The sequence below is a fragment of the Streptococcus parasanguinis genome (genome assembly GCF_015557775.1).
Lineage (GTDB): Bacteria > Bacillota > Bacilli > Lactobacillales > Streptococcaceae > Streptococcus > Streptococcus parasanguinis_AA.
In genome coordinates this window covers 87,899-103,649 of record NZ_JADNOY010000006.1, presented here as the reverse complement: position 1 = coordinate 103,649, position 15,751 = coordinate 87,899, and the positions used below count along the sequence as shown (strand labels likewise).

The 15,751-nt window shown below is 42.2% G+C and carries 14 protein-coding genes; 10 read left to right on the top strand and 4 right to left on the bottom strand.

Going from position 1 to position 15,751, the window contains the following annotated elements:
- The first annotated feature begins 12 nt into the window (after positions 1–12).
- The 3 genes from ezrA (at position 13) to I2F76_RS08470 (ending at position 3,618) form a co-directional block, all read left to right on the top strand.
- A complete protein-coding gene (ezrA, locus tag I2F76_RS08480; RefSeq protein WP_195487654.1) occupies positions 13–1,737 on the top strand; it encodes a septation ring formation regulator EzrA in 1,725 nt (574 codons plus the stop codon).
- A gap of 112 nt (positions 1,738–1,849) precedes the next feature.
- The gene (serB, locus tag I2F76_RS08475) at positions 1,850–2,518 is read left to right on the top strand and encodes a phosphoserine phosphatase SerB (protein ID WP_195487653.1); all 669 of its coding nucleotides are present in this window, start codon (positions 1,850–1,852) and stop codon (positions 2,516–2,518) included.
- Complete coding sequence (locus I2F76_RS08470; RefSeq protein WP_195487652.1) at positions 2,503–3,618, top strand: glycerate kinase; 1,116 nt, start codon at positions 2,503–2,505, stop codon at positions 3,616–3,618. The genes serB and I2F76_RS08470 overlap by 16 nt, the downstream gene beginning before the upstream one ends.
- 43 nt (positions 3,619–3,661) lie before the next feature.
- Here I2F76_RS08470 and I2F76_RS08465 read toward each other — a convergent pair whose 3' ends face one another.
- The gene (locus I2F76_RS08465) at positions 3,662–4,114 is read right to left on the bottom strand and encodes a DUF1694 domain-containing protein (protein WP_195487651.1); all 453 of its coding nucleotides are present in this window, start codon (positions 4,112–4,114) and stop codon (positions 3,662–3,664) included.
- Positions 4,115–4,324: 210 nt separating this feature from the next.
- Here I2F76_RS08465 and eno point away from each other — a divergent pair, with 210 nt between their 5' ends.
- Positions 4,325–5,629 carry a surface-displayed alpha-enolase gene (gene eno, locus I2F76_RS08460; RefSeq protein ID WP_003018962.1) on the top strand — a complete coding sequence of 435 codons (1,305 nt, stop codon included), beginning with the start codon at positions 4,325–4,327 and terminating at the stop codon, positions 5,627–5,629.
- A gap of 102 nt (positions 5,630–5,731) precedes the next feature.
- Here the strand turns inward: eno and I2F76_RS08455 are convergent, their stop codons facing one another.
- A complete protein-coding gene (locus I2F76_RS08455; protein ID WP_195487650.1) occupies positions 5,732–5,917 on the bottom strand; it encodes a hypothetical protein in 186 nt (61 codons plus the stop codon).
- A gap of 95 nt (positions 5,918–6,012) precedes the next feature.
- Positions 6,013–7,023: a lactonase family protein gene (locus I2F76_RS08450; protein ID WP_195487649.1), complete on the bottom strand. Its 1,011-nt coding sequence runs from the start codon at positions 7,021–7,023 to the stop codon at positions 6,013–6,015.
- 165 nt (positions 7,024–7,188) lie between these two features.
- On the opposite strand from I2F76_RS08450, the gene I2F76_RS08445 reads away from it, so the two are divergent.
- The 3 genes from I2F76_RS08445 (at position 7,189) to budA (ending at position 10,372) form a co-directional block, all read left to right on the top strand.
- Positions 7,189–8,364 (top strand): AI-2E family transporter, encoded by a 1,176-nt coding sequence (locus tag I2F76_RS08445; RefSeq protein WP_195487648.1) that lies wholly within the window; start codon positions 7,189–7,191, stop codon positions 8,362–8,364.
- Positions 8,354–9,583, top strand: coding sequence for a tetratricopeptide repeat protein (locus tag I2F76_RS08440; RefSeq protein WP_195487647.1), 1,230 nt, complete (start codon positions 8,354–8,356; stop codon positions 9,581–9,583). The genes I2F76_RS08445 and I2F76_RS08440 overlap by 11 nt, the downstream gene beginning before the upstream one ends.
- A 72-nt stretch (positions 9,584–9,655) precedes the next feature.
- Complete coding sequence (gene budA / locus I2F76_RS08435) at positions 9,656–10,372, top strand: acetolactate decarboxylase (RefSeq protein ID WP_195189484.1); 717 nt, start codon at positions 9,656–9,658, stop codon at positions 10,370–10,372.
- A gap of 296 nt (positions 10,373–10,668) precedes the next feature.
- Here budA and I2F76_RS08430 read toward each other — a convergent pair whose 3' ends face one another.
- Positions 10,669–12,330 carry an Rqc2 family fibronectin-binding protein gene (locus I2F76_RS08430; protein WP_045759654.1) on the bottom strand — a complete coding sequence of 554 codons (1,662 nt, stop codon included), beginning with the start codon at positions 12,328–12,330 and terminating at the stop codon, positions 10,669–10,671.
- Positions 12,331–12,844: 514 nt separating this feature from the next.
- On the opposite strand from I2F76_RS08430, the gene trpX reads away from it, so the two are divergent.
- The 3 genes from trpX (at position 12,845) to pheS (ending at position 15,750) form a co-directional block, all read left to right on the top strand.
- Positions 12,845–13,846, top strand: a complete 1,002-nt coding sequence (trpX, locus tag I2F76_RS08425) for a tryptophan ABC transporter substrate-binding protein (protein WP_031574527.1) — start codon at positions 12,845–12,847, stop codon at positions 13,844–13,846.
- Between the two features lie 122 nt (positions 13,847–13,968).
- Complete coding sequence (locus tag I2F76_RS08420) at positions 13,969–14,388, top strand: chromosome partitioning protein ParB (protein ID WP_195487646.1); 420 nt, start codon at positions 13,969–13,971, stop codon at positions 14,386–14,388.
- A 315-nt stretch (positions 14,389–14,703) separates the two neighbouring features.
- The gene (gene pheS, locus I2F76_RS08415; protein WP_031574521.1) at positions 14,704–15,750 is read left to right on the top strand and encodes a phenylalanine--tRNA ligase subunit alpha; all 1,047 of its coding nucleotides are present in this window, start codon (positions 14,704–14,706) and stop codon (positions 15,748–15,750) included.
- Position 15,751: the final 1 nt, after the last annotated feature.

The window sequence follows — 15,751 nt, the reverse complement described above, 5'->3', positions numbered from 1 at the left end:
AGGAGTTTTTATATGTCTAGTGGACTAATTGCTCTCATCTTTGTTGTAGCCCTTATCTTGATTGTCGGATATGTGGTTGCAGTAATTTTGAGAAAACGAAATGAAGCCTTACTGGCAGCACTGGAAGAACGAAAAGAAAGATTATACAACCTTCCAGTCAACGATGAAGTAGAGGCTGTAAAAAACATGCATTTGATTGGTCAAAGTCAAATTGCATTTCGTGAATGGAATCAAAAATGGGTAGATTTATCCTTGAATTCATTTGCTGATATCGAAAACAATCTCTTTGAAGCGGAAGGCTATAATAATTCTTTCCGTTTCATGAAGGCCAAACAAGCCATTGACAATATCGAAAGTCAGATCCAATTGATCGACGAAGATATCAAGGCGATTCGCAAAGCCCTTTCTGATCTTGAAGAGCAGGAACAAAAGAATAGCGGTCGTGTAGTTCATGCCTTAGATATGTTCGAGGAACTTCAAAAAGAAGTTACTTCGGACCCAGAACGTTATGGTAGTGCTCTTCCTGAAATTGAAAAACAAATTGGAAATATCCAAGCTGAGTTTTCACAATTTGTAACCTTGAATTCTTCAGGTGACCCTGTTGAAGCGGCTGAAATCCTAGATACAGCTGAGAATCATATCGTAGCCTTAAAACAAATTGTTGAACGAGTGCCAGAAATTGTCACTGCCCTTCAGTCAAAACTTCCAGATCAATTGGAGGATTTAGAAAGTGGCTACCGCAAACTTTTGGAATCTGGCTACCACTTCACTGAGACAGATATTGAATCCCGTTTCCAACAGTTGCATGCTTCCTTGAAGAACAATATGGCCAATGTATCTGCCCTTGAATTGGACAATGCCATTTATGAAAATGAACAAATTCAGGAAGAAATTGATTCTTTGTATCACATCTTTACACGTGAAATTGAATCACAAAAAGTTGTGAAGAAGTTAGTGAAACAACTGCCTGGCTATTTAAAACATGCAAAAGATAATAACAGCAATCTTGCGGCAGAAGTGGAACGTCTTGGTAAAACATTTGTCCTGAATGAAGGCTTCAGCCAACAGTTAAAAGAGTTGGAAGCTGAGCTATCTTCACAAGAAAATGTGGTAGAAGATGCCTTGAAAGATTCATCTGAAACTCAAAAAGCCTATTCCATCATGGAAGAAGAGTTGGAAGCTATTGAGGCTCGTCTGAAAGAAATCGAAGATGAGCAAATCAACTTAAGTGGATCTCTTTCAAAAATTGAAAAAGACGATGCCAATGCTCGCCAAAAAGCAAATATCTATGCAAATCGTTTGCATGCTATTAAACGCTATATGGACAAGCGCAACTTGCCAGGAATTCCACAGGAATTCTTAGAGCTATTCTTCACAGCAAGCAACAATACAGAAGCTTTGATGGATGAATTAGAAGGCGAAAAAATTAACATTGAATCAACCAATCGTTTGTTGGAAATTTTAACTAACGACATGAATGAATTGGAAGAAGCAACTTATCGTATTGTGCAAAATGCGACTTTAACAGAGCAGTTGTTGCAATACTCAAATCGCTATCGTTCCTTTGATGATCATGTGCAGGCAGCCTTTGACGAGTCACTCTATATTTTCGAAAGAGAATATGACTATGCAGCTTCCTTCAAAGTCATCTCAGATGCTTTGGAAATGGTAGAAGCTGGTGTAACCGATCGCTTTGTTACTTCCTATGAAAAAACTCGGGAGCAAATTCGCTTCTAATAACAGAAAAATGACCTTTTAGGAGGTCATTTTTTTATCTTCAAATCATCATTGAAACTTGAAATTTAAACCCTATTTTTGTATAGTAAGGGAGAAATAAGAAAGGAAAGCGATGAAAGAAGTAACAGGTCTCCTCCTTATGGATGTAGATGGAACTTTGATCCAACAAGAAGGAATTGATTTACTAGCTCAAGAAGCTGGCGTGGGACAAAAAGTAGCAGAGATCACGGCACAAGCAATGAATGGCGAGCTGGATTTTTCAGCATCTTTAGAGGCGCGTGTCGCTTTATTGAAGGGATTAGAGGCCTCTATTTTTCCGAAAATTATAGAGCAGATGGACGTTACACCGGGAGCTAAGATCTTAATCACGGAACTTCATCAAAGAGGTTACAAGGTTGGCCTTGTTTCAGGGGGATTTCATGAAGTCATCGATCCTATCGCGAGGTCTTTAGGAATTGATCTGGTTCGTGCTAATCGTTTGCAGACTTTTGATGGCCGTCTGACAGGGAAAGTTCTCGGTGAGATTGTCACATCTAAAAAGAAAAAAGAGACCCTGCTGACCTGGGCAAAGGAACATTGCATAGAGCTAGATCAGACCATCGCTATTGGGGATGGTGCCAATGATCTTCTCATGATAAAAGCATCTGGAATTGGAATTGCCTTTATGGCAAAGCCAATTGTATCTGCACAAACCCCTTACCGAATTGAGAAAAGAGATTTGAGATTGGTGTTGGACATTATTGATAGGCACAGAAAGGAAAGAGCATGCATATCCTACTAGCACCGGATTCATTTAAAGAATCCTTATCCGCCAAACAAGTAGCAGAAGCCTTAAAAAAAGGATTTCAAGAGGCTCTACCAGATGCAACTTTTGACCTCCTTCCCATAGGGGATGGTGGCGAAGGAACCATGGATACACTTGCTGTCGTTCTAAATTTAACCAAGAAGTATACTCAGGTAACAGGACCATTTGGGAAGCCTGTTTCAATGGCTTACTACCAAAAAGATGAGATGGCATTTTTTGAGATGGCCTCTCTTGTTGGCTTAGGCTCTATCCCAGCTGAGAAACGCAATCCACTAGAACTAGAGACACGAGGAATTGGTGAACTGATTTTGCAATTGGTTGACCAAGGGGTTAAAACGATCTGTGTGGGAATTGGTGGTTCGGCGACCAATGATGGTGGGATTGGGATGGCAGCCGGATTAGGGGTAGCCTTCTATGATGACCAAGGTCATCTGCTTCGTCCTGTAGGTGCTTCGATCGGTCGTGTGGCTAGAATAGATACCAGTGCGGTTCCAAAAGCTATACAAGGCATCGAGCTCCAGGTCTTAACGGATGTCACCAATCCTCTCTGTGGCAGTCAAGGAGCAACCTATATCTTTGGTGGGCAAAAGGGATTGAATCCCCTTCTGTTTCCAGCTGTCGACCAGGCTATGCAGGATTTTTACCAGCTAGTTGATCCCCGAATCTTGTCTATGGCTGGCGCTGGAGCTGGAGGTGGCATGGCTGCAGGCTTGATCGCTTTTGCGGGAGGTCAGATTTCATCAGGAATTGAGAAAAGTTTGGATCTAATCGACTTCGATCGTAAGGTTCAAAAAGCAGATCTGGTCATCGTGGGAGAAGGTAGGATGGACCTCCAATCTCTGTCTGGAAAAGCTCCTGTCGGGGTAGCCAAACGAACGCCAGAGAAGATCCCAGTGCTTGCTATTTGTGGTAGCTTAGCGGAGGATTTGCCTGCTTTACCTAGTCATCACATTGAAGCTGCCTTCTCTATCGTACCTGGTCCTTGTGAGGTAGCAGATGCACTCGCTCATGCTGAAAGGAATCTGATTTCTTGCGCTCGAAATATTGGGAACCTTTTGAAAATGAAAGCAAACTAAAAAACCAATTGAGAAGGAAATTCCTTTTCAATTGGTTCTTTCTTTAGCCAAAGAGGCGTTTCCAAAATGATTTTTTTTCAGGTGCTGTGCTCTCTTCTTTCTTTTCAAACAAATTTGGATACTGGAGGCTGATATCGGTTGGAGAAATTCCAGATGGATGATCAGTATGGATGATGAGACCAAAGGGAGAGTGGCGACAGTCATCCGAAACGATGCTTGCTACAAGACCAAGATCCTTGGTTTTTTTCAAATATTGTAGCTGGCTGCTTTCATCTAAAACTGGGGAGATCTTGACCAAAACAGGATGAAAGCGATCTGAAATATCAGTGAGGATTGTCGAATACTGCTCCAGGTACATCTTGTCCCTTGCCTCCTTCAAGGTGCATGAAGCAATCACCCGCTCCTCATAAGTCTCCAAAAATCGACGCTGCTCATCCGGATTGAACCGAGTAGGCCCTGCAGCTTTTTCCATAATAGTTTTATTAATATCTGTCATAAGCATAGTATAGCATAAAGCGAAGCGGAAGAGTAGAGGAATGCTAAAAAATTAAATATGATGGGAAGATAGAAGAAAAAAGAAACTGGAACCGTTTTCTTGTTAAAAACTTCTCAATTTTCGTAGATTTCCTTGTTTTTTCTTGAAAAAATAGCCTAATTACGATATGATAGAGGAGTAAAAAATATAACTCAATAAGGAGAGTAAGAAATGTCAATTATTACTGATGTTTACGCTCGCGAAGTCCTAGACTCACGCGGTAACCCAACACTTGAGGTAGAAGTTTATACTGAATCAGGTGCTTTCGGACGTGGTATGGTTCCATCAGGAGCTTCTACTGGTGAACACGAAGCTGTAGAACTTCGCGACGGTGACAAATCTCGTTACGGTGGTCTTGGAACTCAAAAAGCTGTTGACAATGTAAACAACATCATTGCTGAAGCAATCATCGGCTACGATGTTCGTGACCAACAAGCTATTGACCGTGCAATGATCGCTCTTGACGGTACTCCTAACAAAGGTAAATTGGGAGCAAACGCAATCCTTGGTGTGTCTATCGCTGTAGCTCGTGCTGCTGCTGACTACCTTGAAATCCCACTTTACAGCTACCTTGGTGGATTCAACACTAAAGTTCTTCCAACTCCAATGATGAACATCATCAATGGTGGTTCTCACTCAGATGCTCCAATCGCTTTCCAAGAATTCATGATCGTACCTGCGGGTGCACCTACATTCAAAGAAGCTCTTCGTTGGGGTGCTGAAATCTTCCACGCACTTAAGAAAATCCTTAAAGGTCGTGGTCTTGAAACTGCCGTTGGTGACGAAGGTGGATTCGCTCCTCGTTTCGACGGAACTGAAGATGGTGTAGAAACTATCATCGCTGCTATCGAAGCTGCTGGTTATGTTCCAGGTAAAGACGTATTTATCGGATTTGACTGTGCATCATCAGAATTCTACGATAAAGAACGTAAAGTTTACGATTACACTAAATTCGAAGGTGAAGGAGCTGCTGTCCGCACTGCTGCTGAACAAATCGACTACCTTGAAGAATTGGTAAACAAATACCCAATCATCACTATCGAAGATGGTATGGACGAAAACGACTGGGACGGATGGAAAGCTCTTACTGAACGCCTTGGTGGTAAAGTTCAATTGGTTGGTGACGACTTCTTCGTAACAAACACTTCTTACCTTGAAAAAGGTATCGAAGAAGGTGCTGCTAACTCAATCCTTATCAAAGTTAACCAAATCGGTACTCTTACTGAAACATTCGACGCTATCGAAATGGCGAAAGAAGCTGGTTACACTGCCGTTGTATCACACCGTTCAGGTGAAACTGAAGATTCAACAATCGCTGATATCGCAGTTGCAACAAACGCAGGACAAATCAAGACTGGTTCACTTTCACGTACAGACCGTATCGCTAAATACAACCAATTGCTTCGCATCGAAGATCAACTTGGTGAAGTAGCTGAATACCGTGGATTGAAATCATTCTACAACCTTAAGAAATAAGCTAGTTTACTAGACTAAAAAGATCCTTGAGTTTTCTCAAGGATTTTTTTGTTATCGAGCCAAACAAAAACTCCTCAACTACAGCGTTGAGGAGTCGTGTTATTAGAACAAGCCTTTGATTTTGTCCAAGGCACCGCTGACCATTTCATTTCCAGAAAGAAGCCCTTTTGCTTGTTCAAGGTAGTCACCGAGGTTGTCTTTGTTGTCTTCAACAAATTTCTTTGCAGCGTCGAAATCTTTCTTTTCGATCATTTCTTTTACTTGGTTAAATAAGTCCATTGGATTCATGCTTGGATCTCCTAAAATATAAGTTATGAAATCAGGCTTGCGCCTTTTTCTCATTTATTTAATCATTTTTTTAGAGCTTTGACAACTAAAACGACTTAATGAAAAACCGTACAAACTGCCTCTGGAACATAGAAGTCGTCGGATAGAAGGGTCAATTTTCCGCTAGCTAGATCCCGCTTGAAGACGCTTGCGTTTGGTGAATCTTGATGGGCTGCGATCAAATAGTTTTGATCAGGACTAAGTGTGAAATCACGTGGATTGAGCCCTTGACTTGGAACAATTTCAATCAGTTCTATGCTGCCATCAGCCACAACTTTGAAGACAGCGATGGAATTGTGAGCACGGTTAGATGCATAAAGGAATTTTCCATCGGCTGAGAGCTTGATGGCTGATGCCCATTTTTGTCCCTCGTAGTCGGATGGAAGAGTAGAGACGGTTTGGAAGTGTTCGAATTCACCCATGCCGTCATAAAAGAGGACGTCGATTGTAGCATTTAATTCATTGATGAGATAAGCAGTCTTGTAGTGGGAATGAAAGACAAGGTGACGAGGTCCTGCACCTGGAGCTGTTTGGTACTGATTGATCAGGGTAAGTTTTCCTTCCTCACTGACATCATAGACATGCAAACTGTCTGTTCCTAGGTCACACGTGATCAGGTACTGATCTGGCGTAAGGTCTGCATAGTGAGCATGAGGACTTGCTTGATTGGCGTGGGGACCACTTCCTTGGTGAGTGTCCTGATCGACAAAGGACAAACGCCCATCTGCCTCTAGCTTATATACGAGAACTTGCCCTTTGTGATAGTTAGCTCCATAGACTAGTTGACGGTTTTCATCGACAGAGACATAGCAGAGTGGAGCCCCTTCTTCGACAACGTGATTGAGCGGCTGAAAATCGGCTGTAAAACTAGCGATTCCCCCTTTTCCATCTTCAGCTCCGACACTATAAAGATTGCCTTTTTTAGAAAAAGCTATATAGGTTGGATTGGGCTCAGCTACCACTAGTTCAAGATGGCTCAATGCCCCTGTTTCAGGGTCGAATTGTGCCTTGTAAATTCCTTTGGATTCTTTTTTGGTATAGGTACCGAAATAAATTGATTGAGACATAGATCACCTCGTAAGATTTGTTAGGTTTATTATATCAAAGGTCCTATTGGAAGGCAATTGCTAGTTGAAGAAGGGAGTAGTCTTTCTGATTTTACTAGTTTTTTCGTAACTTCACGCTCAAAAAATGCTAAAATAGATACATGTTGAAATGAAAAGGAGTTTTCCGTGGATAATAAAGAAAAACAGTTTAGTATGTCCTGGTTTTTTAGATGGTTTTTAGACAACAAGGCTATTACCGTATTTTTAGTTACCTTGCTCTTGGGTCTGAATCTCTTGGTCTTGAGTAAGATCACCTTTATTTTTATTCCGATTTTTGAGTTTGCAGGAGCTGTCATGCTGCCAGTCATTATTTCTGGTTTGCTCTATTACTTGCTCAATCCTATTGTCGACTTTCTTGAAAGAAAAGGTCTTAAGCGGATTTATGCGATTTCCTTAGTCTTTTTCTTGATTGCAGTCCTCTTAATCTGGGGTCTGGCTGTCGTGATTCCAGCTGTCCAACGACAAGTGGTGAGTTTCTTTCATAACCTGCCAACTTATTTGGAAAAGGCCAATGCAACCATCGATGATTTTCTAGATAATCGCGTCTCCTCTGATATCAAACCTCAGTTAGATGAGATCACCAAGGAATTGTCTGCAAACATTACTTCTTGGGCCAGTTCGATCTCTGGGCGGGCTGTCAATTGGGTCAGCAACTTGATCGGAGTGGCTTCGCAAGTTATTGTTGCCTTGATCATCATGCCTTTTATTGTCTTTTATCTTCTTCGAGATGGAAAAAATTTAAAGGGCCACATTGTTCGCTTTTTACCGACTAAGATTCGTAAATCGGCTGAACAGGTTCTCTCAGATGTCAATACCCAACTCTCCAACTACGTTCGAGGGCAAATTACGGTAGCCATTGTCGTCGCCATTATGTTCATCATCTTCTTTAAGATCATTGGCTTGCGCTATGCGGTGACACTAGGGATCTCTGCAGGGATCTTGAATTTGATCCCATACTTGGGTAGTTTCTTAGCCATGTTACCTGCCTTAGTATTGGGCTTGGTAGCAGGGCCAGAGATGTTTATCAAGGTCTTGATTGTATTTGCAGTGGAGCAAACCATTGAAGGACGTTTTGTATCACCGTTGGTTTTGGGAAGCCAGTTAAATATCCATCCGATTACCATTTTATTTGTGCTCTTGACGTCAGGATCTATGTTTGGAATCTGGGGAGTTTTCCTTGGAATTCCAGTCTATGCATCTGCTAAGGTGGTGATCGGAGCTATCTTTGAATGGTATAAGGTCGTCAGTGGCTTGTATGAAGAACACAATGAAATAGAAGAGGAAACACACAGTGAGTCATAGTCAACAAATGGTAGAAGCTCTCGATCGGCAAGAGCTAGAAGAGGCAGAAGTTCAATTTCAACAGGCCTTGGTAGAAGATAGTGAAGCACAATTATTGGATTTAGGTCAATATCTTGAAAGTATCGGTTTTTACCCTCAGGCAAAAGAGGTTTACGAACAGATTGCAGAAACCTATCCAGAAGTGTATTTGAGTTTAGCAACCATCCTTGCAGAGGAAGGCCAAATGGAAGAGGCCTTTGCTTATTTAGAAGAAATTGGACCTGAATCAAACTGGTATGTGGCCAGTCTCTTGGTTAAGGCGGATCTCTATCAGATGGAAGGCCTAGCAGATGTAGCGCGTGAAAAATTAGTTGAAGCTGCTCATTTGTCTGATGATCCGATCATTCAATTAGGGCTAGCTGAAATTGATCTGGAATTGGAACGCTATCAAGAGGCTATCCAAGAGTATGCCCAGTTAGACAATCGGGAGATTTTGGAAGCAACAGGAATTTCCACCTATCAACGGATTGGTTTTGCCTATGCCAATCTTGGTAAGTTTGAAGCAGCTGTTCCTTTCTTAGAGAAAGCTCTGGAGATTGAGTTTGATGACCAGATTGCTTACGAATTAGCGACCCTATTGTCTGACCAAGAAGAATTCCAAAAAGCCCTGATCTACTACAAACAAATTGATACCTTGTCGCCTGATTTTGAGGGCTATGAGTATGGTTATGCCTTGGCTTTACAGGCTGAAAATGACCGTGAAAAAGCGCTTGAGATTGCTAAACAAGGGATCCAGAAGAATCCATTTGATGCCCAATTGAAGCTCCTTGCTTCTCAGCTTTCTTATGAACTCCACCAACCTGAGCAAGCAGAAGCTTATCTATTAGAGGCTAAAGAAGTGGCAGATGATATAGAAGAGATTGCTCTTCGCCTGACCACCCTTTATTTGGAACAGGAACGCTTTGACCAAGTCTTGGATTGGCAAAATGAAGAAGTCGAAACGGTTGTCACCCGTTGGAACATTGCCCGTGCTTTGGCTGCCTTGGAGAAAACAGAAGAGGCCGTCTCAGCCTACCAAGAGCTCTATGAGGATTTAAAGGACAACCCAGAATTCCTCGAAGCCTATGTTTATTTGTTGCGTGAGGCTGGAGATGTGACGAAGGCGCGTGAAGTGGCTAATCAGTATTTGGCGATCGTACCAGACGATGTGCAGATGCAAACCCTCTATGATAGCCTCTAATCAAAACCATATCGTGAAGATTCGGAATAGTTTGTGGTATACTGGTAGAAGATAGAATGAGGAGAGAAAAACATGGAACCAGTGAAACTTTTTCAATATAATACCTTAGGTGCCCTAATGGCGGGTCTGTACGGGGGGTCATTTACGATAGGAGAACTCTTAGAACATGGGAACCTCGGAATTGGGACGCTGGATTCTATTGATGGAGAGTTGATCGTATTAGATGGTAAGGCATATCAGGCCAAGGGATCTGGCGACCATCCTGAAATTGTTGAAGTTTCTCCGGATGCCAAGGTTCCTTATGCAGCAGTCGTTCCTCACCAAGCAGAAGTGATTTTCCGCCAACGTTTTGAAATGACAGACGAGGAATTGGAAGCTCGTATTGAGTCTTATTATGATGGGGAAAATCTTTTCCGCTCCATTAAGATTCATGGTGACTTTGCCAAGATGCATGTCCGTATGATTCCAAAATCAACACCAGAGATGAAGTTTGCAGAGGTTGCAACCCATCAGCCAGAGTATACACGAGAAAATGTCACTGGAACCATCGTCGGTTTTTGGACACCAGAAATTTTCCATGGCGTGAGCGTGGCTGGTTATCATTTGCACTTTATCTCAGATGACCACACCTTTGGTGGCCATGTCATGGATTTTGTCATCACAGAAGGAATTGTAGAGGTGGGGGCCATCGATCAGCTGGATCAACGTTTCCCAGTTCAAGACCGTCAGTACCTCTTTGCTAAATTCAATGTTGATGAGGTCAAAGAAGACATCAATAAAGCAGAATAAAAAGGTTGAGCATCGCTCAACCTTTCGTATTGAAGATAATGTTATTTAAGAAACTTTCCTTAGGTGAGAACGGACGTCAGCGAACTTCAAAGAAGTTCCATGACTTAGTTTTGGACCTAAGGTTCCAAAACTCCCGAGTGCTAGAAACAAGATTGTTTCTAGCACTTTTCTCACGGCGGAAAGTTTCAATATATGTTGAATGATCCTAAAAGTAGACCTCATTTTTTTCAGCATACGTAGAACAATTTGTCTACATTCTAAAAGGTTGAGCGTCGCTCAACCTTTTATATTTGAAATCAGTCCGTTAGTTTCATGGCTTTGATTTTTTCTTCTTCTGGGGTGACCCGCAGAGTCTTTTGGCCTGTGTAGGTGACAAAGCCGGGCTTTCCACCAGTTGGTTTATTGAGTTTCTTAGCTTCGATCATATCTACTTGGACCAGGTTTGAGAGACGGGCCTTGGAATAGTAGGCGGCCAACTCTGCAGCATCGGTCTTCACTTCATCCGATGGATTTAGATTTCCTGTAATGACGACATGACTTCCCGGGATATCTTTTGCATGGAACCAGAGCTCGTCTTTTTTAGCGATCTTAAAGGTCAGTTCATCGTTTTGCAGATTATTGCGACCCACTAAAATGATGGTTTTGCCATCACTAGCCAGGTATTTTTCTGGTTTTTTCCGTTTATGGATTTTTTCTCGGTTGCGCCGTTTGATAAAGCCGGTCTGGATTAACTCTTCACGAATCTCTGCCACCTCAGCCAGGCTCGCTTGAGAAAGGGCCGTTTCAACCGTTTCAAGATAAGAAATGGTTTCCTTGGTTTCTTGAATGAGGATGGTCAAATGTTTAACGGCTTCTTTTAACTTCTGGTAGCGTTTGAAGTAGCGTTGCGCATTTTGGTTGGGGGTCAGAGCCTTATTGAGTTGGATGGTGATGGGTTCGTTGGTATAGTAATTGTCCAGGACAACCTGGTCTTGGTCGTTTGGTACCTGATGGAGGAAGGTGGTCAGTAATTCTCCTTTTTGGCGGAATTCTTCCGCATTGTCGGTCGCCGCTAACTCCGCTTCTTGTTTGGCTAATTTTTTTCGGTTCTTTTCAAGATCGTTTTCGACCTTGCGGATCAATTCACTAGCCTGTTGTTGCACCCGATCGCGCTCAGCCTTGTCTCGGTAATAGTCATCTAGCAGATCGGAAAGTGTCTCAAAGGTTTGACTAGTGGCATCTTCAAAGGGAATAGCCGAGAAGGATTTGGTCGTTAGGCGTGGCTCAGTTGGAGCTTGGAAAAAGGCACGGAAGGTTTTTAATTTTTCATCCGTCTCAAGTCGCTTGGCCAATTCTTGAGACGTATCTCGCCCCAAACCTTGGAAACATTTTTGAAGGTTCTTTGGGCTTAACTCTTCTTTGTGAAGAAGGGCAAAAAGGGCTTCATCTCCAATTGTAAAAGGATTAACCGCGTCTGTTTTCGGAGGGGCTACATAGATTGATCCAGGAAGAATGGTCCGGTAGCTATTTTGTGAGAAGCCGACATGTTTGATGGCCTCGATGATTTTATTGCTGGTCCGGTCTAGGAGAATAATATTACTGTGCTTGCCCATGATTTCGATCATTAAGCTGACAGAAATGGCATCTCCAATTTCGTTTTTATTGGAGACACGGATTTCGAGAATCCGGTCGTTCTCCAATTGCTCAATCCCTTCGATGACAGCGCCTTGAAGATATTTACGCATGACCATAATAAAGGTATTAGGAAAGGCAGGATTTTCAAAGTTGGTTTGGGTCCGTTGGATCCGTCCGAAAACAGAATGGGCAGAGAGTAAGAGTTTTTGGTTTTTCCGATTGCCTCGGATTTGGAGTACCAATTCTTGCTCGAAAGGTTGATTAATTTTTTGAATGCGACCACTTAAGAGTTCGGCCTTCAATTCTTGCACCATATGGTGTAAAAAAAATCCATCAAAAGACATGGGATTCCTCATCATTCTAGCTGTTATTCTAGTAAATTATATCAAAAATAGAGCGGAAATCCCAGAAAGAAGCAAGGGGATGTAATATAGAAAATGCGAACGTTTCCAAAAAAATACTGAAAAAGTATTGACTTTTTTGAAAGAAAACTTTAAAATGTAAGAAATTAGAAAAGTAGTAAATGAAAGTTTCAAGAGAGCCCACGGTTGCTGAGAGTGGGTAGCGGCAGTTTATGAAATTGGACTAATGATGAGATGAATTTGAAACAATAAAAATTCGGTTGGCACACCTTATCGTGCAACTTGTTGCTAGACAAGACAGAGATATGGGGGGAGACTATCCTTTTCCCATAAGTGAGGTGGCACCGCGATGACACGTCCTCACATAGCTTTTGCTATGTGTGGGCGTGTTTTTTGTTTTAGATGAGAAGGGAGAAAAGATATGAAGAAACGATGGCGTCGCATTCTTTAGAGGATGAAAAATAGAAGAAAATGAAAAAATAGAAGAGGTAGTAAAATGAAAAATAAACGGTTAATGGGAATTATTGGTTTGATTGCAGCAGCAGTCATTGGGACAGCGATCTATTCAGCTACAGCTGGTAAGGACAACAAGGCAGCAACTAGCAATGAAAAGGCAAAAGTTGGGGTCTTGCAGTTGGTCAGCCACCCTTCGCTTGATTTGATCTACAAGGGGATTCAAGATGGTCTAGCTGAAGAAGGCTATGACAAGGACAAAGTGGACATTGATTTCCTCAATGCAGAAGGGGACCAAAACAAGGTTGCAACTATGAGTAAGCAATTGGCAGAAAAAGATAATCAAGTCTTGATTGGGATTGCAACCCCATCTGCTCAAGGTTTGGCTAGTGCAACCAAAGACAAACCAATTGTCATGGGTGCTGTAACCGATCCAGTCGGTGCAAACTTGGTCAAAGATTTGAAAAAACCAGGTGGCAATATCACTGGGGTATCTGACCACAATCCTACTGAGCAACAGTTGAAATTGATCAAAGAGTTGACTCCAAACGTAAAAACAATCGGGGTTCTTTACTCAACCAGTGAAGACAATTCTAAATCTCAAGTAGAAGAATTTACAAAATTGGCTGAAAAAGCAGGCTACAAGGTGGTTCCGTATTCAGTTCCTTCTACAAACGAAATTGCTTCAACAGTATCGGTTATGTCAGGTAAAGTGGATGCTATCTGGGTTCCAATCGACAATACCATCGCATCAGCATTCTCAACTGTTGTTGAAGCCAATAAAGATGCTAAAAAACCAATCTTCCCAAGTGCGACAGCCATGGTAGAAGCTGGTGGCCTTGGTTCAGTCGTTGTCGACCAACATGATCTTGGGGTAGCAACTGGTAAAATGGCTGCGAAGATCTTGAAAGGTCAAAAACCTGCAGACACACCTGTTGAAATCTTTAGCCAAGGAAAATCTGTCATCAATAAAAAAGTCGCAGATGAATTGGGCATTACTATTCCAGAATCTGTCTTGAAAGATGCTGGACAAGTCATTAAATAAAAAGAAAACGAATCACAAGAATGGCAGGGGAATTTGGCTTTGGCAGGTCTTAAAATCGTGACCTTTAACAATATCTACAGTGCTCACAACCAACTATGTTACTCATGGTAGAGGAGAAAGATATGGAAGTTAAGATAACAGACCTTCATCCGACCCAACTATACTTATCAGAAAAGAAGTTACAAGCTATCCAGATGCTTGATCAGTCGGCAGAAATCATCAATATGGATCCAATTAGTATTCTTACATTTGGAAATCGCTTCTTGATTACAGACGGGCATCACAGGGCTTATCAGGCTTTATTGGCAGGTCGGGATACGATTTCTGCTGAGTTTGATAGAGATGGTGGCGATGACTTGTATGCTCTCTATGCGCAAGCTTGCGAGGAAAGAAAGATAGACTCTGTCTTGGATTTAAAAAATCGTATCTTACCTCAAGATGAGTATGAAGCAAAATGGTATAACTGGTGTGATGGTTTTAACCAAGCAGCAACTCTTCTATTGAAAAGGAATGCAGATGAAACCGACCAGGCAAATAGATAATGCATTACGTCCTGTTCCTTCTTCTATTGAAATTAGTCTCATCTAACTTGTTTTTTAACTAAAAATCTGATAAACTAGATAGTAATTGAATAGAAATCTGCAAGACTAGTACCTCAAGGGAAGTGCGACAGGGAGAAGAGCCGTGACTGAAAGCTCTTTGCATGAAAGCTGGGTGAATTCACTTGCGCAAGGATTTAGAAATTAAGGTCTGGTTTACAGATAAAAAACGGATGGTACCGCGTGTCAACGCTCCGAATGAGGGTGTTGGCACGCGGTTTTTTTCTATGTCTGTAGGTGGACCATGATGGAGGAAATATGTCAACGATTGAAGAACAACTAAAAGCGCTTCGAGAAGAAACGCTGGCAGCCTTGAAGCAGATCTCTGCTGAAAATAAAAAAGAGATGCAAGAACTACGGGTCTCTGTTCTTGGGAAGAAAGGATCTCTGACGGAAATTCTTAAAGGGATGAAGGATGTCTCTGCTGAGATGCGTCCGGTTATTGGAAAACACGTCAATGAAGCCCGTGATGTCTTGACGGCTGCCTTTGAAGAATCAGCCAAACTCTTGGAAGAAAAGAAAGTCCAAGCTAAACTAGCTAGCGAAAGCATCGATGTGACCCTTCCAGGTCGTCCAGTTGCTAGTGGTTACCGTCATATTTTGACCCAAACCAGTGAAGAAATCGAAGATATCTTTATCGGGATGGGGTATCAAGTCGTTGACGGCTTTGAAGTGGAGCAAGACTATTATAACTTTGAACGGATGAATCTGCCTAAAGATCACCCAGCGCGGGATATGCAGGATACCTTCTATATCACAGAAGAAATCTTGCTTCGGACCCATACTTCACCTGTACAGGCGCGGGCTATGGATGCGCATGACTTTAGCAAGGGACCATTGAAGATGATCTCTCCAGGGCGGGTTTTCCGTCGGGATACGGATGATGCGACCCACAGCCACCAATTCCATCAAATCGAAGGCTTGGTCGTTGGGAAAAGCATTTCTATGGCCGACCTTCAAGGAACGCTTCAATTGATCGTGCAAAAGATGTTTGGTGCAGAACGTCAAATCCGTTTGCGTCCTTCTTACTTCCCATTCACTGAGCCATCTGTTGAGGTCGATGTCTCTTGCTTCAAATGTGGTGGAGCGGGATGTAACGTATGTAAGAAAACTGGTTGGATTGAAATCATGGGAGCCGGTATGGTTCACCCACGGGTCCTTGAGATGAGTGGGATTGATCCAACAATCTATTCAGGATTTGCCTTTGGACTTGGTCAAGAGCGTGTGGCCATGCTTCGTTACGGAATCAATGATATCCGTGGCTTCTATCAAGGAGATGTTCGCTTCTCAGAACAGTTTAAATAAT